Here is a 20,389-nt window from a genome sequence, read left to right as displayed (position 1 = left end):
TTATTCTTCGACACTCGATGCTGCTTCTAGATCGGGAATGGTAACTTGAACTTGCACCACTCGACGATTATCCGCCGCTGTCACTTTAAAGGTATAGTTTTCTATTTCGACCACTTCCCCTCTAACAGGTAAGTGACCGAATGCGGTCATAATTAAGCCACCAACAGTATCAACTTCTTCATCACTGAAGGTTGAACCAAAGGTGTCATTGAATTCTTCGATGGTCGTGAGAGCTTTGACTGCAAACGTATGTTTGCTCAGCTTTCTGATATCGAGCTCATCATCATCGTCAAATTCGTCTTCGATTTCGCCAACAATTTCTTCGAGGATGTCTTCAATGGTCACTAGACCAGAAACACCGCCAAATTCATCAACGACGATAGCCATGTGATAGCGTTCCTCGCGGAATTCCTTAAGTAAGCGATCAACACGTTTACTTTCCGGTACTACCACAGCAGGGCGAATCACTTCTTCAATGTCAAAAGGGGCGCTATTCGAGCCCAAGTAACGGAGTAGGTCCTTAGCTAAGAGAATACCTTCCACATGGTCTTTATCTTCACTGATGACAGGGTAACGAGAATGCTGCGCATCGGTCATTAGCCCAATCAGTTTATCGAAGTCGTCGGAACGTTCGATAGTGACCATTTGTGAGCGAGGTAGCATGATATCGCGGACTCGCATTTCGGAAATTTCCATGACACCTTCAAGCATATCTCGTGTGTCATGGTCTATTAGGTCATTGACTTCAGAGTCACGAATGACATCTACAAGCTCTTGGCGATCTTTTGGTTCACCTTGAAATATTTGACCTAGGCGCTCAAAGAAGGACTTTCTACTCGGACCTTCTGATTTTTTACTGTTTCCCTCGGGGTTAGAGGGAGAAGACTCTTCGTTCATGATTTCTCAATTCAGAATGCTATCAGACGTGTGATAGCGCACATAAGAAGAGGCAAAACGCCTCTATTGTTTCTCTGCTATATACGGGTCTTCAAAGCCCATATCTAACATGATTTCGGTCTCTAAAGCTTCCATTTCGTCAGCTTCTTCGTCATCAATATGATCATAACCTAGCAGATGAAGGCTGCCATGTACAACCATATGTGCCCAGTGTGCAGTTGAGGTTTTTGACTGCTCTTTCGCTTCTTTTTCTACGACTTGGCGGCAAATAATTAGGTCGCCAAGCAAATTCATTTCGATCCCAGGAGGCGTTTCAAATGGAAATGACAAGACATTGGTTGGCTTGTCTTTCCCGCGATAGTCGTGGTTGAGCTGTTGGCTTTCTGCATCATCCACTATTCGAATCGTCAGCTCCGCTTCCTTTTGAAACGGGATAATCGCTTTGTCTAGCCATTGCTGAAACTCAGCGTGAGAAGGCAACCCTTCTTCAGATTCGACCGCTAACTGTAGATCAAGTTCAATGCTCATCATTTACCTATTTATCGAAACTTGTTAAAGCGTTATTGAGGACTGACATCAGTCCCGGTGTTAAGTTTTGCTGCTTCGTGTTCTTCGCGACGACGGCGCTCAATCTCTTTTCGCGCTTTTTGGTCAGCCGATTCCCACTTCTCATAAGCGTTGACGATACGAGCGACAACAGGGTGTCTAACCACATCATCCGCTTGGAAGAAATTGAAACTGATTTCATCCACGTCATTGAGAACTTCAACCGCATGACGAAGGCCTGATTTTGCACCACGAGGTAAATCTATTTGCGTCACGTCACCAGTAATGACAGCGCGTGAGTTAAAACCAATTCGGGTCAAGAACATCTTCATTTGTTCGACGGTGGTATTTTGGCTTTCATCAAGGATAATGAAGGCATCATTGAGTGTACGACCGCGCATATAGGCCAGAGGTGCCACTTCAATAACGTTGCGCTCTATGAGCTTTTCAACGCGCTCAAATCCTAACATTTCAAATAAAGCATCGTAGAGTGGGCGTAGATACGGGTCCACTTTCTGGCTTAAATCACCGGGCAAAAAGCCCAGCTTTTCGCCCGCTTCAACGGCTGGGCGAGTCAGAAGAATTCGACGAATTTCTTGTCGTTCTAGTGCATCAACTGCCGCGGCAACCGCGAGGTAAGTTTTACCTGTACCGGCCGGTCCTATCCCAAAACTAATATCGTGTGTCACCATATTAACAAGGTATTGCGCCTGGTTGGGGGTACGTGGCTTGATGATGCCTTTCTTGGTTTTGATAAAGACTTCTTTACCGTGAGCAATTTCTGACTCAGCGCTTTGTTCCAGTATTCCGGACTCTTTAACGGCTAGGTGGATTTGCTCAGGTTCTATATCTGGAAATTGTCCACGAACAGGCGCGGTATCGACATAAAGTGATTTGATAATATCCAACGCAGCAGCGCTAGTATGCGGTTGACCGACGATAGTAAAGAAGTTGCTACGATGATTGATTTCAACGCCTAAACGACGTTCTAAATGCTTGATATTGTCATCGAAAGGTCCGCATAGGCTAGACAGACGGCGGTTATCAGAGGGTTCTAGGTTGATCTCTAAGGTGACTATTTTATTACTCAATGTAGCCTCACATTATGCCCTATGGGCGATGTATGGAGCCCGATTGCGACCGGGCTCCTCATTAGGTGCTAAGGCGTAAAGGTTGCCACACCTAGCTCATCTTCGCGACGAGTTTTTTCCATCATTTCTGTTGGAGACGTCACAACACGAAGATCGATGTCTTTTTCTGTACGAAGCAGCTCACCACGAAGTGAGTTTGCGAACACGTCGACAATCTTCACATCAACGAATTGACCAATAAGGTCAGCACTGCCTTCAAAGTTAACGACACGGCTGTTTTCTGTACGACCACGAAGTTCCATCAGGTTTTTCTTCGAAGGACCTTCTACTAAAATTCGTTGCTCAGTATCCAGCATCAGGCGTGAGTAACGCATAGCTTGAGCGTTTACAGTCTGTTGCAGTTCGTATAGACGCTCTTTCTTCTCTTGCTCTGGCGTATCACATGGGTAATCTGCCGCAGGTGTACCAGGGCGTGGAGAGAATACGAAGCTAAAGCTCATATCAAAATCCACGTCTTTAATCAGTTTCATTGTGTCTTGGAAATCTTTGTCGGTTTCACCAGGGAAGCCAACAATGAAATCTGAACTGATTTGAATATCAGGACGTGCCTTTCTAAGTTTACGAATGATCGACTTATATTCAATCGCAGTGTGCGGGCGCTTCATCATTGTTAAGATGCGATCCGAGCCACTTTGAACCGGTAAATGAAGGAAGCTAACCAGCTCAGGAGTGTCTTCATACACCGCAATGATGTCGTCAGTAAACTCAAGTGGGTGACTTGTGGTAAAGCGAATACGATCGATACCATCAATAGATGCAACTAAGCGTAAAAGATCAGCAAATGAGCAAATTTCACCGTCGTGCATAGGTCCGCGGTAAGCGTTAACATTTTGACCTAAAAGATTGACTTCACGAACCCCTTGCTCGGCAAGTTGTGCGATTTCAAATAATACATCGTCCATTGGACGGCTGACTTCTTCGCCACGAGTATAAGGTACCACGCAGTACGTGCAGTACTTTGAACAACCTTCCATAATGGAAACAAACGCCGTTGCGCCTTCCGCGCGTGGCTCTGGTAGATTGTCGAATTTTTCGATCTCTGGGAACGAAATATCCATAACAGGCGCTTCGTTGCTTTGAGATTGGCGAATCATTTCTGGCAAGCGGTGAAGGGTTTGAGGGCCAAAAATTACATCAACAAATGGGGCGCGCTGACGAATATGATCGCCTTCTTGGGTCGCTACACAACCGCCTACACCAATAACAACGCCTTCTTTTTTATCTTTCAATGTCTTCCAACGACCGAGTTGGTGGAAGACTTTCTCTTGCGCTTTTTCACGGATCGAACAGGTGTTCAATAGTAGTACATCTGCTTCCTCTGGCACTTCTGTCAGCTCGTAGCCGTTAGCAGCATTAAGCAGGTCGGCCATTTTTGATGAATCGTATTCGTTCATCTGGCAGCCCCAGGTTTTAATTAGCAGTTTCTTACTCATCACTTTCGCTCGTCAGTTATTTAAATTCCGTAGAACTATTGTTCAAATTATAGCCGCCATCACGGCGGTAAGCGGCGTATTGTACTGCTTTAAAAACCGCCTGACTAGTAGTAGGGCAAAAACTCTTTGAGCGCTTATAGCACCATAGCTGTGAAGAGAAAGTAGCCTCTTAATGTGTAAGGAAATTTGATGAAAATTACTCGCCCTTTGTAGGTTCGGTACGTACAATAAAAATACGTAGAATTCAGGGTAGCAGTGGAACAATGGAACAGTTTGAAATCGTAGTTGTTGGTGGTGGAATGGTCGGTGCGGCCGTCGCCATTGGTTTTGCAAAGCAGGGACGTACTGTCGCCGTCGTTGAAAAATTCGAACCCAAGCCGTTTCATGCCTCGCAACCGATGGATTTAAGAGTATCTGCGATCTCCCCTCATTCCGTTGACCTGTTAGAGGAGCTAGGCGCATGGGATGACATTGCCACTATGCGAATTTGCCCCTACGCGCGTTTAGAAACTTGGGAGGCAGAGTCTTGTCGCCTACGCTTTAACGCAGAAACGTTAGGTGCTGAGCAACTGGGTTATATTGTTGAAAATAGAGTTATTCAGCTGGGATTGTGGGCGCAATTTTCTCATTACCAGAATTTGACGGTAATTGATTCAGATGGGGTAGCCGATATCGCCCTTGGCCCTCAAGGTAATACGCTGACCTTAGAGTCTGGTAGACAATTACACACCTTATTTGTGATTGGTGCCGATGGTGCCAACTCAAAGGTACGCCAAGCCGCGGGCATTGGGGTAACTGCTTGGGACTATCGACAAGAATGTATGTTAATTAATGTCGAAACCGAATTACCTCAGCAAGATATTACTTGGCAGTGGTTTACACCTTCTGGACCTCGGTCTTTCTTACCCCTTTGTGGACATCAAGGCTCTTTGGTGTGGTATGACGCCCCGAAACGTATTAAGCAACTTAAAGCTATGCCATTCAAGCAATTGGAAAGTGAAATTCAGCACTGCTTTCCTACCGAATTAGGGAAGGTTCGAGTATTAGCGCATGGCTCGTTTCAACTGACACGACGTCATGCCCAACAGTACTCTAAGCATCGGTGTATTTTAGTTGGAGACGCTGCGCATACAATTAATCCATTAGCCGGGCAGGGCGTTAATCTTGGCTTCAAAGATGTCAGCTCGCTCTTGCAGCTCTCTAATGACAACGCGTCAATGGAGGGGGTATTACGTCGCTATGAAGTTCATCGCCGTCCTGACAACTTATTAATGCAAACGGGCATGGATGTCTTTTATAAAGGATTTAGTAACACCTTGAGCCCTGTGCAGGTGGCACGTAACGCCATGTTAAAGCTGGCTGAGCACTCAGGCCCCATTAAAGCGCAAATCTTACGTTACGCTATGGGGCTGAAATAAAAGACCTGAATTATAGGATAGCGTCGACGTTATGGCGTCAGCGCTAGTCAAATACCACACAAACGGGCTTAGGCAAGGTTAGCATTATTTTTGCTAACGTTGGCTGGCCTGTTTTTTTATTCAGATTAAAGAGGGCCAGATTATTTGAGTTTTGGTTTGCTGCGACTAACCAGTGACCATCTTTCGATAGGCTGATATCTCTGGGGAAGTCTCCTTTAGTCTCAACGAACCCCTGATAGCTAGGTGAGTTTGGCGTGGTGATATCAAACCAACTAATGATAGATTGATGCCTTCCTGATAGATAGACATAGCGTTGGTCGCTCGAAAGCTTGATGGCACCGGCTGCTTCGCCTTTGCTGTGTTTCGGAAATGCGGGCTGGGAGCTAACTAGTTGCCACTGCCCATTTGTTTGCTTTTCAATTGTGATCAGTGTTTCATCAAGTTCGCACAGAATAAATCCGATTTGTCCATCGCTGCTGAAAACGGCATGCCTGGGACCACTGCCGGCAGGAAGCTTAAGGGACTGCTGTTGAATAACGCGTTTCTCATTGATTTGGTAAAAATTCAACGTATCCAATCCAAGATCTACCGTCATCACTTGATGGGACTGAGGCACGAATACTGTTTGATGACCATGTGGGCTGAGTTGTCGAGTCGAGTGGTGCCCTTGTCCCTCATTCTGAACTAGGGCTAGCCGCTGACGGATCTCCCCAGTGGGCGCTAACATATAGACCTCAAAGCTGCCTGAACCGTAATGCGCTACGCCTAGGAGTGTTTGACACTCAGAAATCGCTACATGGCATGGATGGTCACCTTTAAGAGGTTGCGCGCTGATTGTTTCAAAACTATCGTTTAAAAAGTACAGTGCCGCCCCATCTTGTTCAGACTGTTCTGACAGGGTGTACCAGCCGCGATCAGTGCGGGCGAGATAAGAAGGGTTTTTAATGGCAGAAACGTTATGTTGCGACGTGGGCACCATAGTCTCTAGGTTAAAATGAATGTGGTTAAACCCAGAATAAGAGTCGTCGCTATATTGTCCAATACATAGCGAAATTGAGGCGTGGGGCATGAGAGTACTTAGGTGAGTGATAGGATATCTCTAGAGTGTTGTAAGGGTATTTAAGAGGATAGGGGAAAGTTTGATTTTTGTGAGGGATAGCAAAGCTTTAGTCTGTTTGTTACTTTTGGAGAAAGAGGGTGATTGGGAAAGTTAAAACAAAAAAAAGCCCGTCATATGACGAGCTTTCTTAATGATGGTGCGGTCGGAGAGACTTGAACTCTCACACCTCTCGGCGCCAGAACCTAAATCTGGTGCGTCTACCAATTCCGCCACGACCGCAGCAAAGCTTTTACTCTAGCGAAGAGTATAGTTAAGAAGACATTGGTGAGTCTTAATAACGTTGTAATGGCTGGGCTACCTGGATTCGAACCAGGGAATGCTGGCATCAAAAGCCAGTGCCTTACCGCTTGGCGATAGCCCAACAGGATTGTTTCAGTGTCAATCACACGTTCTTAACTGAGTTAAGTAAATAACACATTAAGAAATAATGGTGCGGTCGGAGAGACTTGAACTCTCACACCTCTCGGCGCCAGAACCTAAATCTGGTGCGTCTACCAATTCCGCCACGACCGCAGCAAAGCTTTTACTCTAGCGAAGAGTATAGTTAAGAAGACATTGGTAAGTCTAAGTAACGTTGTATGGTGGCTACTGCGGGATTTGAACCTGCGACCCCATCATTATGAGTGATGTGCTCTAACCAACTGAGCTAAGTAGCCAGAAAATAATAACTAAATACTATTTCTAATAATGGTGCGGTCGGAGAGACTTGAACTCTCACACCTCTCGGCGCCAGAACCTAAATCTGGTGCGTCTACCAATTCCGCCACGACCGCAGCAAAGCTTTTCAACCTAAGTAAACAACTTAGAGAAGAATATATAGTTAAGAAGACATTGGTAAGTCTCAATAACGTTGTAATGGCTGGGCTACCTGGATTCGAACCAGGGAATGCTGGCATCAAAAGCCAGTGCCTTACCGCTTGGCGATAGCCCAACAGGATTGTTTCAGTGTCAATCACACGTTCTTAATTGAGTTAAGTAAATAACACATTAAGAAATAATGGTGCGGTCGGAGAGACTTGAACTCTCACACCTCTCGGCGCCAGAACCTAAATCTGGTGCGTCTACCAATTCCGCCACGACCGCAGCAAAGCTTTTCAACCTAAGTTAACACTTAGAGAAGAATATATAGTTAAGAAGACATTGGTAAGTCTTAATAACGTTGTAATGGCTGGGCTACCTGGATTCGAACCAGGGAATGCTGGCATCAAAAGCCAGTGCCTTACCGCTTGGCGATAGCCCAACAGGATTGTTTCAGAGTCAATCACACGTTCTTAACTGAGTTAAATAAATAACACATTAAGAAATAATGGTGCGGTCGGAGAGACTTGAACTCTCACACCTCTCGGCGCCAGAACCTAAATCTGGTGCGTCTACCAATTCCGCCACGACCGCAGCAAAGCTTTTACTCTAGCGAAGAGTATAGTTAAGAAGACATTGGTGAGTCTCAATAACGTTGTAATGGCTGGGCTACCTGGATTCGAACCAGGGAATGCTGGCATCAAAAGCCAGTGCCTTACCGCTTGGCGATAGCCCAACAGGATTGTTTCAGTGTCAATCACACGTTCTTAATTGAGTTAAACAAATAACACATTAAGAAATAATGGTGCGGTCGGAGAGACTTGAACTCTCACACCTCTCGGCGCCAGAACCTAAATCTGGTGCGTCTACCAATTCCGCCACGACCGCAGCAAAGCTTTTCAACCTAAGTAAATAACTTAGAGAAGAATATATAGTTAAGAAGACATTGGTAGGTCTAAGTAACGTTGTATGGTGGCTACTGCGGGATTTGAACCTGCGACCCCATCATTATGAGTGATGTGCTCTAACCAACTGAGCTAAGTAGCCATGTTTTGCGAGCGAGACAATATAATACAAACTTATCTCTAGTTCTACCGAATTTGACAAAAAATGTCTTTCAGTAAAACGAAATGTTGGCTGGGCTACCTGGATTCGAACCAGGGAATGCTGGCATCAAAAGCCAGTGCCTTACCGCTTGGCGATAGCCCAACAGGATTGTTTAGAGTACTTAAAACTCAAAGTCATCATACTTGATTCTTTATTTCTAAAGAATGGTGCGGTCGGAGAGACTTGAACTCTCACACCTCTCGGCGCCAGAACCTAAATCTGGTGCGTCTACCAATTCCGCCACGACCGCATTTTGTGCTTACTTAAAAGCAAATTTAGAAATGGTGGCTACTGCGGGATTTGAACCTGCGACCCCATCATTATGAGTGATGTGCTCTAACCAACTGAGCTAAGTAGCCATTTTTTCTAAATATCCGCTCTCTTCGGTAAGTTGCCTTATCGCTGAGAACGGGGCGCATTATGCGTAGTTGAGACAAATGCGTCAACTTTTTTTTTGAAGAAATTAGCCAAAAAGTGCCGTTCGGGTTTTTTTTAAACAAATAGCGCTGTTTGTGATCAAAAACTGTTACTAAAATACCAGCCGCTTGATGCTAGCTATAGCTTTTCGCTTTAATAAACAATGTCGCTTTCTGGGAGTAAAAACATAAAAAGCCAGCGAGTGCTGGCTTTTTATACAAAACAAAGTTTGCTTTGTTAGACGTTGAATCTAAAGTGAATCACATCGCCATCTTTTACGATGTAATCTTTACCTTCTAGACGCCACTTACCTGCATCTTTGGCACCAGATTCGCCACTAAATTCGATAAAGTCACTGTAACCAACGACTTCTGCTCGAATGAAGCCTTTTTCGAAATCGGTGTGGATTTTACCTGCAGACTGTGGAGCCGTAGCGCCAATTGGAATTGTCCATGCACGTACTTCTTTAACACCAGCGGTGAAGTAAGTTTGCAGGGCAAGCAGATCATAACCTGAGCGAATCACACGGTTTAGGCCCGGCTCTTCGATCCCCATGTCTGCGAGGAACTCTTCACGATCTTCATCATCAAGTTCAGATAGCTCAGACTCAATCGCTGCGCAAACTGCAACAACAACGTTATTTTCATTGGCTGCAAATTCACGAACCGCATCAAGATACGGGTTATCTTCAAAACCGTCTTCGTTAACGTTGGCGATGTACATCGTTGGTTTAAGCGTAAGGAAGTTCAAGTAGCCAATCGCTGCGAGTTCTTCTTTTGCTAGTTCAACCGTACGAGCCATGCCACCTTCAGTTAGAGTAGGTAGCAGTTTTTCTAATACTGTGATTTCAAATTTAGCGTCTTTATCGCCGCCTTTTGCTTTTTTAGCATTGCGTTGTATTGCACGCTCACAACTGTCTAAATCGGCAAGAGCCAATTCTAAGTTGATCACTTCAATATCTTCAATTGGCGATACTTTACCAGCAACGTGCACAATGTTGTCGTTTTCAAAACAACGAACAACGTGACCAATCGCGTCAGTTTCGCGGATGTTAGCTAGGAATTTGTTACCTAGGCCTTCACCTTTAGAAGCACCAGCTACAAGCCCAGCGATGTCAACGAATTCCATTGTTGTCGGCAAGATCTTTTGCGGATTAACAATTTTTGACAGTGCGTCTAGACGCAAGTCTGGAACAGGAACGATGCCAGTGTTTGGTTCGATAGTACAGAACGGGAAGTTTGCTGCTTCAATTCCTGCTTTTGTTAGTGCGTTGAACAGAGTTGATTTGCCAACGTTTGGCAATCCAACGATGCCACATTTAAAACCCATGATTGTAACCTTATTCAGCTTTGAACGTGTGTAAGCGATTTTGTGCTTTTGGCAGGCCATCTTTCAGTAAGATGTCGAGACTGCGTACGGATTCGTCGACAACAGCATCAAGGCATTCTTGCTCTTTTGCTGGCGCTTTACCGAGTACATAGCCTGCGACTTTGTCTCTGTGTCCTGGATGGCCAATACCAATCCTAAGACGATAGAAATCTTTATTGTTGCTCAATTTACTTATGGTGTCTTTAAGGCCGTTATGACCACCATGACCACCACCTTTTTTGAACTTGGCAACACCTGGAGGTAAGTCTAGCTCATCGTGAGCGACCATGATTTCTTCAGGTTGAATTTGGTAGAACTTTGCTAAAGCCGCTATAGCTTTGCCTGACAAGTTCATAAATGTTGTCGGAACTAATATTCTAAGATCACTGCCGTTAGCTTGTATTCTGCCAGTTAGGCCAAAGAACTTTGGTTCATTCTTTAATGTGATGTTATGAATACGAGCAAGCTCTTCGACCACCCATGCTCCTGCATTGTGACGCGTTCTCGCGTATTCAGGACCTGGGTTGGCTAGGCCTACAAGTAACTTTATCTGCTGAGTCAACGGACCGATCTCTCTTGAATATCAAAAAGCGCGGTATGATAGCACACTAACGGGGGGGACAAAACTTGAATACAAAAAAACCACTTCCGAGGAAGTGGTTTTTTAAAATACGTTACGGTCTTACTTAGAGCTGAACATCGCAGAGATAGACTCTTCGTTGCTAATACGGCGAATTGCTTCAGCTAGCATTGAAGACAATGTTAACTGATGAACTTTGCCTGTAGCAGCCATTTCTTTAGTCAGTGTAATTGAGTCAGTGACGATCACTTGGTCAAGTACTGAGTTCTTAATGTTTTTCGCTGCGTTGCCAGAGAAGACGGCGTGCGTTGCGTAAGCGAATACACGTTTTGCACCACGTTCTTTCAATGCTTCAGCGGCTTTACATAAAGTACCACCAGTATCGATCATGTCATCAACGATAACACAGTCACGACCTTCTACATCACCGATAAGGTTCATTACTTCTGACACGTTCGCACGTGGACGACGTTTGTCTACGATAGCAATGTCGATATCACCTAGTGCTTTAGCAGTTGCGCGAGCGCGTACAACACCACCAAGGTCAGGAGAAACAACCACTGGATCTTCTAGACCACGGTTCGCCATATCTTCAAGCAATACTGGTGTACCAAAGATGTTATCTACAGGTACATCGAAGAAGCCTTGGATTTGCTCAGCGTGTAGGTCGATAGTAAGAACGCGGTCAACGCCGACGTTAGAAAGGAAATCAGCAACAACTTTTGCAGTAATTGGTACACGAGCAGAGCGTACACGACGATCTTGACGAGCGTAACCAAAGTAAGGAATTACAGCAGTAATACGGCCTGCTGAAGCGCGGCGCATTGCATCAATCATTACCACTAACTCCATTAGGTTGTCGTTAGTTGGCGCACAAGTTGATTGAATGATGAATACATCACTACCACGAACGTTTTCATTGATTTGAACAGCGACTTCGCCGTCAGAGAAACGGTCAACAGTAGCATCTCCAAGAGAGATGTATAGACGATCAGCAATACGTTGGGCTAGTTCAGGTGTAGCGTTACCAGCAAATAGCTTCATATCAGGCACGGTGGAAACCTCAGGGTTGCGTCCAGTTTAAACAGATTGTGTTTGGGCTAATTGGTACTTAGCCAAGGTCTCTAATAAAGGAGAGCGGTTGCACCCTTTCGCTACAAAAGCGGAGACATTGTCAGGAAGGTGGTGAAAAACTTTCTCTGCATTCTCTTCGCTGTCAAATTCAGCAAAGAGGCATGATCCGGTTCCCGTCAATCTCGACGGCGCGTATTGTAGCAGCCAAGAAAGTTGCTTATCAACCTCTGGGTACAGCATTCGCACAATTTTTTCGCAATCGTTTTCGTAAACCGAGTCTAAAAGCGTTGATAAGTCTCGTTTTGGCGTGTCTCGAGTCAAATTCGGGTGAGTGAAAATATCGACGGTTGCAATGCTTACTTGCGGTTTTATAACCAAATACCATTGCTCTTTAGGGGTAGCAGGAGAGAGTTTCTCACCGACTCCTTCGGCAAAAGCTGCAAATCCTCGGACAAAAACAGGGACGTCAGCACCTAATACGAGCCCGAGTTTTGCTAAATCGTCTGTGGAGCAGTGCGTTTGCCATAAGAAATTGAGAGCGACGAGCGCAGTTGCGGCATTTGAAGAGCCGCCGCCAATGCCGCCTCCCATAGGTAAAATTTTCTTAATCTTAATATGGGCGCCCAATGGGCTGCGAGTGGTATCTTGAAGCGATTTCGCCGCTTTCCATATCAGGTTGTCTTCCGTTTTGACACCTTCTATATCAGGGGAGAGTGTAATATGACCAGTATCATTAACGGTAATCTCTAGCTCATCACATAGGTCGATGAATTGGAACAGGGTTTGCAGTTCGTGGTATCCGTTTGCTTGCCTACCCGTGATGTAAAGAAACAAGTTCAGTTTCGCAGGGCTGGGCCATACGGTGGCGGCATTGTTAAGTAGAGCGTTCATGGTCATTGTTTGATGGTCCATTTCGCAACAACAAGTTTGAGTTTGGTATCGCCTTGTTCAAGTTGCATTCGAGTTGGCATAGGAAGTGTTTGTGACGAGTCAGACAGCGTATAGCTTTGGTAGGCTTCATAATCTAAACGCCATTGTTTGTTTTGCAGTTTTTTAGTCAAACTCCCCACGGTGTTGAGTGGGTTTAGTTCATAGCGATCAGCGGTCGATGGCAGCCCAATTAGCCAATCTTGCAGTTGTTCAATAGGGATGTCTAAACCAACAAGTTGATAGATGAGTTGGTTCACGTCTTTACCAGTTAACTTCTGACCATCATAGGTTTCAATGAATGCACCGTTTGGTGTGGTGGTCAAATTTAATACGGTTTGACCTAGAAATGTCGTGAGCCTAACTTGGGTAAAGTTAGGGGAATATGTCCATTGAAAGTTGAGTGTTTGACGTTGCTCCGGAGACACGTAAGCGAGTTTACCAATAGCGGTATACTGCGTGAGGTTGGCAAGCTGCGATTGATGCGCTTTCCATTCAACACTTTCGGGTTCTGGCGGCAATGAGCTACACCCAATCAAATAAAGGGCGATAAAGGTATAAAAAAACTGGCGAGAGAGTTTGAGCATAGGAAACATCTTAACTTGATGGTTTATTGTGCAAATTCAATACAATATTGAAAGACTATAGCATCAAACCCACAAACTCAGGAAAACAAATTGGTGTTAGCCTTTCATTAACGCTTGCCATCAAGTAAAATTCGCACCTATTTGTCAAATCCGTATCAGAGAATTTGCGTTACATGTCATTGCTTACCATTGGTATCAACCATAATACAGCGTCAGTGGATCTTAGAGAGAAGGTGGCGTTTCCACCTGAAAAACTCGATAGAGCGCTGAAAGAGCTAAAAGAAAATACCAAGGTTAATGGGTCAGTGATTTTATCTACGTGTAACCGTACGGAAATTTACTGCGATACCGGCAGCTTCGGGAAAACTCAACTCATTGACTGGCTGATTAAATTTCATGGAGTAGCAGCGGAAGAATTAAAACCTTCGCTTTATGTTCATGAAGAACAAGCTGCCATTAGACACCTGATGCGTGTTTCGTGTGGGCTAGATTCTCTAGTTTTAGGTGAGCCGCAAATACTTGGGCAAGTGAAGCAAGCGTATGCAGATGCTCGAAAACACAGTGCGGTTGATGGCAATGTCGAGAGACTGTTTCAAAAAGTGTTCTCGGTAGCAAAACGTGTTCGTACTGAAACGGAGATTGGCAGCAGTGCTGTATCGGTAGCGTACGCAGCGTGCACTTTGGCAAGGCAAATATTTGAAACTATCGCCGACTCAGTTGTGTTATTGGTTGGGGCTGGTGAAACCATTGAGCTGGTAGCAAAGCATCTGCAAGGGCACGGCTGCCAGCAAATGATTGTGGCAAACCGAACTAAGGAACGGGCCGAGGTGTTGGCTTCCCAGTTTGGTGCCCAAGTTATTGCACTCAATGAGATCCCTGAAGTATTACCGAAAGCGGATATCGTGATTAGCTCGACGGCGAGCCCTTTACCTATTATCGGTAAAGGGATGGTAGAAACCGCCATTAAGCAGCGTCGTTACCAGCCAATGTTATTGATTGATATTGCCGTTCCGCGTGACATAGAGTCACAAGTGGGTGAGCTCAATGATGCTTACCTTTATACCGTTGATGATTTGCAATCCATTGTCGACGGTAATATTGAACAGCGTAAAGTCGAGGCGATTCAAGCAGAAGCCATTGTTAGTGAAGAAAGCGCCTTGTTTATGACTTGGATGCGTTCTTTGCAAGCGGTTGATAGTATTCGAGAGTTTCGCAAGCAAGCGAATGATACTCGCCAAGATCTATTATCAAAAAGTTTACAAGCGCTAGCCACAGGAACCGATCCGGAGAAAGTGCTGCTAGAGCTCAGTAATAAATTAACCAACAAGCTTATTCATGCGCCAACTAAGGCGCTGCAAGATGCCGCAGAGCAGGGTGATCCTGCTAAGCTGACGGTTATTAGACAAAGTTTGGGATTAGACCAAACTAAATAAGCCATATTCTGAGATAAGACTGCAATTATGAAAGCCTCCATCCTAATGAAATTGGAAACTCTGGTTGAACGTTACGAAGAAGTTCAACACCTGCTTGGTGACCCTGACGTGATTGGCGATCAGAATAAGTTCCGAGCGTTATCAAAAGAGTATTCTCAGCTAGAAGAAGTGACCAAGTGTTTCCAAGCTTTCCAGCAAGCACAAGACGATCTTGTTGCCGCTGAAGAGATGGCGAAGGAAGACGATGAAGAGATGCGCGAAATGGCGCAAGAAGAGATAGCAGAGTCTAAAGCCACAATTGAACGTTTGACAGAAGAGCTTCAAGTACTGCTGCTTCCTAAAGATCCAAATGATGATCGTAACTGTTTCTTGGAAATTCGCGCAGGTGCGGGTGGTGATGAAGCAGGTATCTTTGCCGGTGATTTATTCCGTATGTACAGCCGTTATGCTGAAAAGAAAGGTTGGCGTATTGAAGTCATGAGCTCAAATATCTCAGAGCAAGGTGGCTTTAAAGAAATGATCGCTAAAGTGACTGGTGAAGGCGCTTATGGCGTACTTAAGTTTGAATCAGGCGGTCACCGTGTGCAGCGTGTTCCTGCAACAGAATCACAAGGTCGTGTTCACACCTCTGCGTGTACGGTTGCGGTGATGGCTGAAGTACCAGAAGCTGAGATCCCTGAGATTAAAGCGGCGGATTTAAAAATTGACACTTTCCGAGCTTCAGGCGCGGGTGGTCAGCACGTCAACACGACCGATTCTGCTATTCGTATTACTCACTTGCCAACAGGCACGGTAGTAGAATGTCAGGACGAGCGTTCACAGCATAAGAACAAAGCAAAAGCGATGGCGGTTTTGGCTGCCCGTATTACGCAAGCTGAAGAAGCGAAACGTGCTGCTGAAGTGTCGGATACTCGCCGCAATCTATTAGGCTCGGGCGATCGTAGCGACCGTATTCGTACTTACAACTACCCACAAGGTCGAGTGTCGGATCACCGTATTACGCTGACGCTTTATCGATTGTCTGAAATTATGGAAGGCGACTTGCAGTCTTTAGTTGATCCTGTGCTAACCGAGCATCAGGCAGACCAACTTGCGGCGCTAGCTGAGCATAACTAATTTATGCCTTTGGAATACTCTATCGAAGCGGTGCTCAAACGAGCATCGCTTGTTCTTTCTGAATCGGGTAGCGAATCTGCTTCTTTGGATGCGGCGGTGCTACTTTGTCACGCGCTGGATAAGCCAAGAAGCTATTTACTCACGTGGCCGGAAAAACAGCTAACCGGCGATGAATCTGTGCAGTTTGAGTTGCTACTTAAACGGCGTGTTCAAGGTGAACCAGTGGCTTATATTCTTGGTGAGCGAGAGTTTTGGTCACTGCCATTAAATGTGGCTTCTAGTACCTTAATTCCACGACCTGATACCGAGCGCTTAGTTGAGTTGGCTCTAGATAAAGCACAATCCTTAGAGGGAGATGTGCTGGATTTAGGTACCGGCACCGGCGCCATTGCTCTTGCGCTTGCGTCAGAGTTACCGAGCCGCCAATTTGTTGGGGTCGATTACCAGCAAGAAGCGGTTGATTTAGCCACAGGCAATGCCACGAAACTTAACCTTAGTAATGTGTCATTTTATCAAGGCAGTTGGTTTACCCCTATTGCCGCTGACAAAACGTTTAGCATGATTGTCTCAAACCCCCCTTATATCGATAAAAATGATCCTCATCTATCGGAAGGTGACGTAAGGTTTGAACCTGCTACAGCCTTAGTTGCTGAGAACAATGGGCTTGCGGATATTGAGTACATTACGGAAAATGCGCCTCAACATTTGATGGTAAATGGCTGGTTGATGTTTGAGCACGGTTTTGAGCAAGGTGATGCGGTTCGCACAATATTGTTAAGTAATGGATTTAAGAATGTCACGACTGAGCAAGACTACGCGGGCAATGATCGTGTGACGCTCGGTCAGTGGTTGTAAGTGCGAGTAACGGTCATACAAACAAGTATGTCAGAGCAGTAGGTAAGCACGAACAGACTACGAACAGTTAATAACCAGTAATCAATAATAACCATAAAACAGAGAGTAAAGTTGCTATGTATGAAGGACTAAAACATTTCCACTTAATGACAATTGCACTGAGTGTTGCGCTACTGTCTGTGCGATTTGGTTTGATCATGATGAACTCATCTAAGGTGAATCATCCATTTTTAAAGCGTTTCCCCCATATCAATGACTCATTGTTGTTGTTGTCTGGTATTGGCTTAATTATGGTAACTGGCTTCATTCCGTTTACCGATGCGGCGCCGTGGATGACAGAGAAGGTCACTTGTATCTTGGCATACTTTGCACTTGCTTTCTTCTCGCTAAAACTTGCAAAGAACAATTTACTGAGAGTTTGTGCCTTTTTTGGTGCGTTAGGTTGGTTGATGATGGCAGCGAAAATCGCCATGCTGAAAACGCCATTTTTGATGGGATAAACGATGATCGAACTGTTTGATGAAGATTTTGACGCGATCGCGTTAGTTGAAGGCGCATTAATATTAAATAAAGCCGTTGACCCAGAAACACAGCATCACTGGGCTGAGTTAGAGCTAGCACGTCTGTTAAAAGAAGCAGAGCAAACCTTGGCTCATGAAATCGATGAAAAGCAGCGCTTTGATGCATTGCTAAGATTGTTCTATCGAGAGTGGAACTTTAGTGGTGACAAGGAAGCCTATTTTTCATCTGACAATGCTTTTATTGATAAAGTGCTAGAAAGAAGAAAAGGTGTGCCAGTAAGTCTAGGGGCGATCTTGATCTATCTCGCCAGCAAGCTAGGCTTCCCTGTTGAGGCAGTCACATTTCCGACTCAATTTTTATTAAAGGTAACATGGCCCAATGAAGCACCCTGTTATATCAATCCATATGATGGTGAGTATGTGGCAAAGTCGACACTACGAGCTTGGTTGATTGGTAACGAAGGGCCATTGGCGAAATTGGAAGCAAAGCATTTAGAGAGTTCTGACAACCCAACGGTGATTGGTCGTTGGTTAGCCTTGCTTAAAAGTGCCCTATTACGCGAAGAGAAGTACACGTTGGCGCTACGTTGCACTGATTTGGCACTTACCTTTGTGCCTGACGATCCTTATGAGATTCGAGATAGAGGCTACATATACCAGCAGTTAGATTGTCATCAAATCGCCGCGAGTGATTTTCAATTTTTTATTGATCAATGCCCTGATGATCCTGCAATTGAATTACTGAAAACACAGGTTTCTGCGATCAGTCGCTCGCCTGTAATCCTTCACTAAAATTAGAGATAGTCCAATGACAGTTAAAACCGTTCACGTAGGCGATATTCCAGTCGCGAATGACAAGCCATTTACATTGTTTGCAGGCATGAACGTGCTTGAATCTCGTGATATGGCGATGCAGATTTGCGAGCACTATGTAAAAGTCACTGAAAAATTAGGCATTCCATACGTGTTTAAAGCGTCATTTGATAAAGCGAACCGCAGTTCAGTACACTCTTATCGTGGCCCAGGCTTGGAAGAAGGGTTGAAAATATTCCAAGAACTGAAAGATACCTTTGGCGTAAAAATCATTACCGATATTCATACTGAAGCGCAAGCACAGCCTGTTGCTGATGTGGTTGATGTGATTCAGCTCCCTGCTTTTTTAGCTCGTCAAACCGATCTCGTTGAAGCGATGGCGAAAACTGATGCCGTCATTAACGTGAAGAAGCCGCAATTTATGAGCCCTGGTCAAGTAGGGAACATCGTGGACAAATTTGCTGAATGCGGCAACGAGAAAATTATCTTGTGTGAGCGTGGTGCATGCCATGGTTACGACAATCTTGTCGTTGATATGCTTGGCTTTGGCGTGATGAAAAAAGTATCGAATGGTAGTCCAATCATTTTTGACGTGACGCACTCTCTGCAGATGAGAGACCCTTCTGGTGCCGCCTCTGGTGGTCGTCGTGAGCAAACCGTTGAACTGGCGAAAGCGGGTTTGGCTACGGGAATTGCTGGTCTATTTATTGAAGCTCACCCAAACCCTGATGCGGCGAAGTGTGACGGTCCTTCTGCGTTGCCATTGGATAAGCTAGAACCGTTCTTAGCGCAAATGAAAGCGTTGGACGATCTTATTAAAGGCTTTGAGCATATTGATATTCGTTAATCTCGTTCAGAGTTAAAGTTAAAAAGGGTAAGTCGCACAGTGACTTACCCTTTTTTATGTTTGATTTCTCACTCATTGTCTAATAAGGCTGAATTGCCAACTGTGGTATGACGGTTTTATCTCTTCCAGACTGTTTCGCTTGGTAAAGCGCCTTATCGGCATAGTTGATTGCTGACAAAATGGTATCGTTTTGAGCATTTGCTAGATAAACGCCCGCCGATACCGTAGCGTGAACGCTTTCTTGTGCCGTTACCTCAGAACACTTTTTTCGTATTGATTCCACGTCATGGGCCAGTGTATTGACATCGCTTGCTGGGAAAATCAGCAAAAACTCTTCTCCACCATAACGAATTAACTGGCCCTCTTGCGGTTTATTCGCGAGCAGTACGGATGCCACCTGTTTTATGACTGAATCACCTACATCATGACCGTAGCTATCATTGATTTGCTTAAAGCGGTCGATATCTAGCATCACGAATGCAAGGTTGAACGGTGACGGTATGTGGTCTTCTTGGCTAATCCAAAGGTTTAAATAGTGTCGGTTGTTGGTTTGAGTGAGTGCATCCGTTTCGCTGAGACTTTTGAGGCGTTTTGAATACGCAGAAAGACGAATGGATTGACTGCGAATTTGTTGGATTTCAGTAAAGCGCCTTTTTGTTTCAAGCTCACGACGGTAGCTGCCGAGTATACAAAACACCGCTGTGCTGAGCACAATCATATAATGGTTGTACTCTTTAGCCTCATTTAGGAGTACCAGCGCTGGGTGTAAATACAACACATAGGGAAGCACGACACCGGCGATTGCGATCAGTGAGTAGCCAAAAGAAAGACGAGAAAACGTGCCGATATAGAGCATTAAAAGAATGCCACCACTTTGGTAATTGGTGTTGCCGATACTTAACGCAATGATTCCAGCGTGATGGACAATGAGCCCAACGCAGACAAATAGACTGACCTCGAGTATCGGTAAGCCTCGCCATCGATTTTTGGATGCGAAATACAAGGACAGTGCCGCTACGGTAGCAAGAGTAAAGCGAGCGGCGACAATGATGTGACCGTGTTGCTGTAATACCAGAAGATCGGAAATTGAAAACAGCAAAAAAACAGCAATCGCCCCGTACATAAATCGTGAGTAGGGCTGATAGATTTGCGAGTCTAAAAAAACGCGATAACGTAACACCTGAAATGGACGCGTGCTAGTTAAGTGCAAAAAAGAAAACAAAGAACAACCTTAGAGTGACGCTTATTATAATAAGTATAGCGAGTAGGCTATAGACCGTTTAGTAAAACTACAATGGCCGCCTTGTAATAAATGTTCACGTTTTGTGTTGTAAAAGCGGTTTCCTACTAGTTCTCTTTAACTTTGCTGGGAATGGTTAAC

General features: G+C 45.0%; 18 protein-coding genes and 15 tRNA genes. 7 read left to right on the top strand and 26 right to left on the bottom strand.

Translation table 11 applies throughout. The features are described from left to right. The 4 genes from corC to miaB all read right to left on the bottom strand — a co-directional run bounded on the left by corC (position 1) and on the right by miaB (position 4,027). Positions 1–897, bottom strand: coding sequence for a CNNM family magnesium/cobalt transport protein CorC (gene corC, locus L4D05_RS15090; protein ID WP_428752574.1), 897 nt, complete (start codon positions 895–897; stop codon positions 1–3). Positions 898–960: 63 nt separating this feature from the next. Further along, complete coding sequence (gene ybeY, locus L4D05_RS15085; protein WP_428794596.1) at positions 961–1,425, bottom strand: rRNA maturation RNase YbeY; 465 nt, start codon at positions 1,423–1,425, stop codon at positions 961–963. A gap of 32 nt (positions 1,426–1,457) precedes the next feature. Further along, positions 1,458–2,534, bottom strand: coding sequence for a PhoH family protein (locus L4D05_RS15080; RefSeq protein ID WP_428794516.1), 1,077 nt, complete (start codon positions 2,532–2,534; stop codon positions 1,458–1,460). Between the two features lie 68 nt (positions 2,535–2,602). Beyond that, on the bottom strand, positions 2,603–4,027 hold the full coding sequence (gene miaB / locus L4D05_RS15075; protein ID WP_265674600.1) for a tRNA (N6-isopentenyl adenosine(37)-C2)-methylthiotransferase MiaB: 1,425 nt from the start codon (positions 4,025–4,027) through the stop codon (positions 2,603–2,605). A gap of 263 nt (positions 4,028–4,290) precedes the next feature. Between miaB and L4D05_RS15070 the strand changes: the two genes are divergently transcribed. Beyond that, positions 4,291–5,445, top strand: a complete 1,155-nt coding sequence (locus L4D05_RS15070) for a 2-octaprenyl-3-methyl-6-methoxy-1,4-benzoquinol hydroxylase (protein WP_428794515.1) — start codon at positions 4,291–4,293, stop codon at positions 5,443–5,445. 43 nt (positions 5,446–5,488) lie between these two features. On the opposite strand, the gene L4D05_RS15065 is transcribed toward L4D05_RS15070, so the two are convergent. From L4D05_RS15065 to lolB, 21 genes are all read right to left on the bottom strand, one after another. Next, positions 5,489–6,514 (bottom strand): lactonase family protein, encoded by a 1,026-nt coding sequence (locus tag L4D05_RS15065; protein WP_428794514.1) that lies wholly within the window; start codon positions 6,512–6,514, stop codon positions 5,489–5,491. A 185-nt stretch (positions 6,515–6,699) separates the two neighbouring features. Then, positions 6,700–6,784 (bottom strand) — tRNA-Leu (locus tag L4D05_RS15060). Between the two features lie 67 nt (positions 6,785–6,851). Then, positions 6,852–6,926 (bottom strand) — tRNA-Gln (locus L4D05_RS15055). A 67-nt stretch (positions 6,927–6,993) separates the two neighbouring features. Then, positions 6,994–7,078, bottom strand: a tRNA-Leu gene (locus L4D05_RS15050). Positions 7,079–7,144: 66 nt separating this feature from the next. Further along, positions 7,145–7,221: transfer RNA gene (locus L4D05_RS15045), tRNA-Met, on the bottom strand. Positions 7,222–7,253: 32 nt separating this feature from the next. Continuing rightward, a tRNA-Leu gene (locus tag L4D05_RS15040) sits at positions 7,254–7,338 on the bottom strand. Positions 7,339–7,421: 83 nt separating this feature from the next. Beyond that, positions 7,422–7,496 (bottom strand) — tRNA-Gln (locus L4D05_RS15035). Positions 7,497–7,563: 67 nt separating this feature from the next. After that, positions 7,564–7,648 (bottom strand) — tRNA-Leu (locus L4D05_RS15030). An 82-nt stretch (positions 7,649–7,730) separates the two neighbouring features. Further along, positions 7,731–7,805 (bottom strand) — tRNA-Gln (locus L4D05_RS15025). Positions 7,806–7,872: 67 nt separating this feature from the next. After that, positions 7,873–7,957: transfer RNA gene (locus L4D05_RS15020), tRNA-Leu, on the bottom strand. A 67-nt stretch (positions 7,958–8,024) separates the two neighbouring features. Beyond that, positions 8,025–8,099 (bottom strand) — tRNA-Gln (locus tag L4D05_RS15015). 67 nt (positions 8,100–8,166) lie between these two features. Continuing rightward, positions 8,167–8,251 (bottom strand) — tRNA-Leu (locus tag L4D05_RS15010). Between the two features lie 82 nt (positions 8,252–8,333). Further along, a tRNA-Met gene (locus tag L4D05_RS15005) sits at positions 8,334–8,410 on the bottom strand. An 87-nt stretch (positions 8,411–8,497) separates the two neighbouring features. Further along, positions 8,498–8,572, bottom strand: a tRNA-Gln gene (locus tag L4D05_RS15000). Between the two features lie 63 nt (positions 8,573–8,635). Continuing rightward, positions 8,636–8,720 (bottom strand) — tRNA-Leu (locus L4D05_RS14995). A 32-nt stretch (positions 8,721–8,752) separates the two neighbouring features. Beyond that, positions 8,753–8,829 (bottom strand) — tRNA-Met (locus tag L4D05_RS14990). Between the two features lie 295 nt (positions 8,830–9,124). Continuing rightward, entirely contained in the window at positions 9,125–10,216 is a 1,092-nt protein-coding gene (gene ychF, locus L4D05_RS14985) for a redox-regulated ATPase YchF (RefSeq protein WP_428754668.1), read from the bottom strand. 10 nt (positions 10,217–10,226) lie between these two features. After that, positions 10,227–10,817, bottom strand: a complete 591-nt coding sequence (gene pth / locus L4D05_RS14980; RefSeq protein WP_428754667.1) for an aminoacyl-tRNA hydrolase — start codon at positions 10,815–10,817, stop codon at positions 10,227–10,229. 120 nt (positions 10,818–10,937) lie between these two features. Then, positions 10,938–11,888, bottom strand: coding sequence for a ribose-phosphate pyrophosphokinase (locus L4D05_RS14975; RefSeq protein WP_102470828.1), 951 nt, complete (start codon positions 11,886–11,888; stop codon positions 10,938–10,940). Positions 11,889–11,915: 27 nt separating this feature from the next. After that, complete coding sequence (ispE, locus tag L4D05_RS14970) at positions 11,916–12,800, bottom strand: 4-(cytidine 5'-diphospho)-2-C-methyl-D-erythritol kinase (protein WP_428794595.1); 885 nt, start codon at positions 12,798–12,800, stop codon at positions 11,916–11,918. Between the two features lie 2 nt (positions 12,801–12,802). Next, entirely contained in the window at positions 12,803–13,423 is a 621-nt protein-coding gene (gene lolB, locus L4D05_RS14965; protein WP_428754666.1) for a lipoprotein insertase outer membrane protein LolB, read from the bottom strand. A gap of 173 nt (positions 13,424–13,596) precedes the next feature. Between lolB and hemA the strand changes: the two genes are divergently transcribed. The 6 genes from hemA (at position 13,597) to kdsA (ending at position 19,008) form a co-directional block, all read left to right on the top strand. Continuing rightward, positions 13,597–14,856: a glutamyl-tRNA reductase gene (gene hemA / locus L4D05_RS14960; protein ID WP_428754665.1), complete on the top strand. Its 1,260-nt coding sequence runs from the start codon at positions 13,597–13,599 to the stop codon at positions 14,854–14,856. Between the two features lie 27 nt (positions 14,857–14,883). After that, a complete protein-coding gene (prfA, locus tag L4D05_RS14955; RefSeq protein ID WP_428754664.1) occupies positions 14,884–15,972 on the top strand; it encodes a peptide chain release factor 1 in 1,089 nt (362 codons plus the stop codon). 3 nt (positions 15,973–15,975) lie between these two features. Beyond that, positions 15,976–16,827 carry a peptide chain release factor N(5)-glutamine methyltransferase gene (prmC, locus tag L4D05_RS14950; RefSeq protein ID WP_428794513.1) on the top strand — a complete coding sequence of 284 codons (852 nt, stop codon included), beginning with the start codon at positions 15,976–15,978 and terminating at the stop codon, positions 16,825–16,827. Between the two features lie 116 nt (positions 16,828–16,943). Continuing rightward, positions 16,944–17,327, top strand: a complete 384-nt coding sequence (locus L4D05_RS14945) for a SirB2 family protein (protein WP_428754662.1) — start codon at positions 16,944–16,946, stop codon at positions 17,325–17,327. 3 nt (positions 17,328–17,330) lie between these two features. Then, positions 17,331–18,140, top strand: a complete 810-nt coding sequence (locus tag L4D05_RS14940; RefSeq protein ID WP_428754661.1) for a SirB1 family protein — start codon at positions 17,331–17,333, stop codon at positions 18,138–18,140. Positions 18,141–18,156: 16 nt separating this feature from the next. Further along, positions 18,157–19,008, top strand: coding sequence for a 3-deoxy-8-phosphooctulonate synthase (gene kdsA, locus L4D05_RS14935; protein ID WP_265675939.1), 852 nt, complete (start codon positions 18,157–18,159; stop codon positions 19,006–19,008). 79 nt (positions 19,009–19,087) lie between these two features. On the opposite strand, the gene L4D05_RS14930 is transcribed toward kdsA, so the two are convergent. After that, positions 19,088–20,230, bottom strand: a complete 1,143-nt coding sequence (locus L4D05_RS14930) for a GGDEF domain-containing protein (protein WP_428794512.1) — start codon at positions 20,228–20,230, stop codon at positions 19,088–19,090. Between the last annotated feature and the right edge of the window lie 159 nt (positions 20,231–20,389).

Origin of the sequence: Vibrio nomapromontoriensis, assembly GCF_050337205.1 — a bacterium.
Classification (GTDB): Bacteria; Pseudomonadota; Gammaproteobacteria; order Enterobacterales; family Vibrionaceae; genus Vibrio; species Vibrio nomapromontoriensis.
The sequence above is the reverse complement of the archived record's forward strand: the minus strand, read 5'-3'. Positions and strand labels throughout refer to the sequence as shown.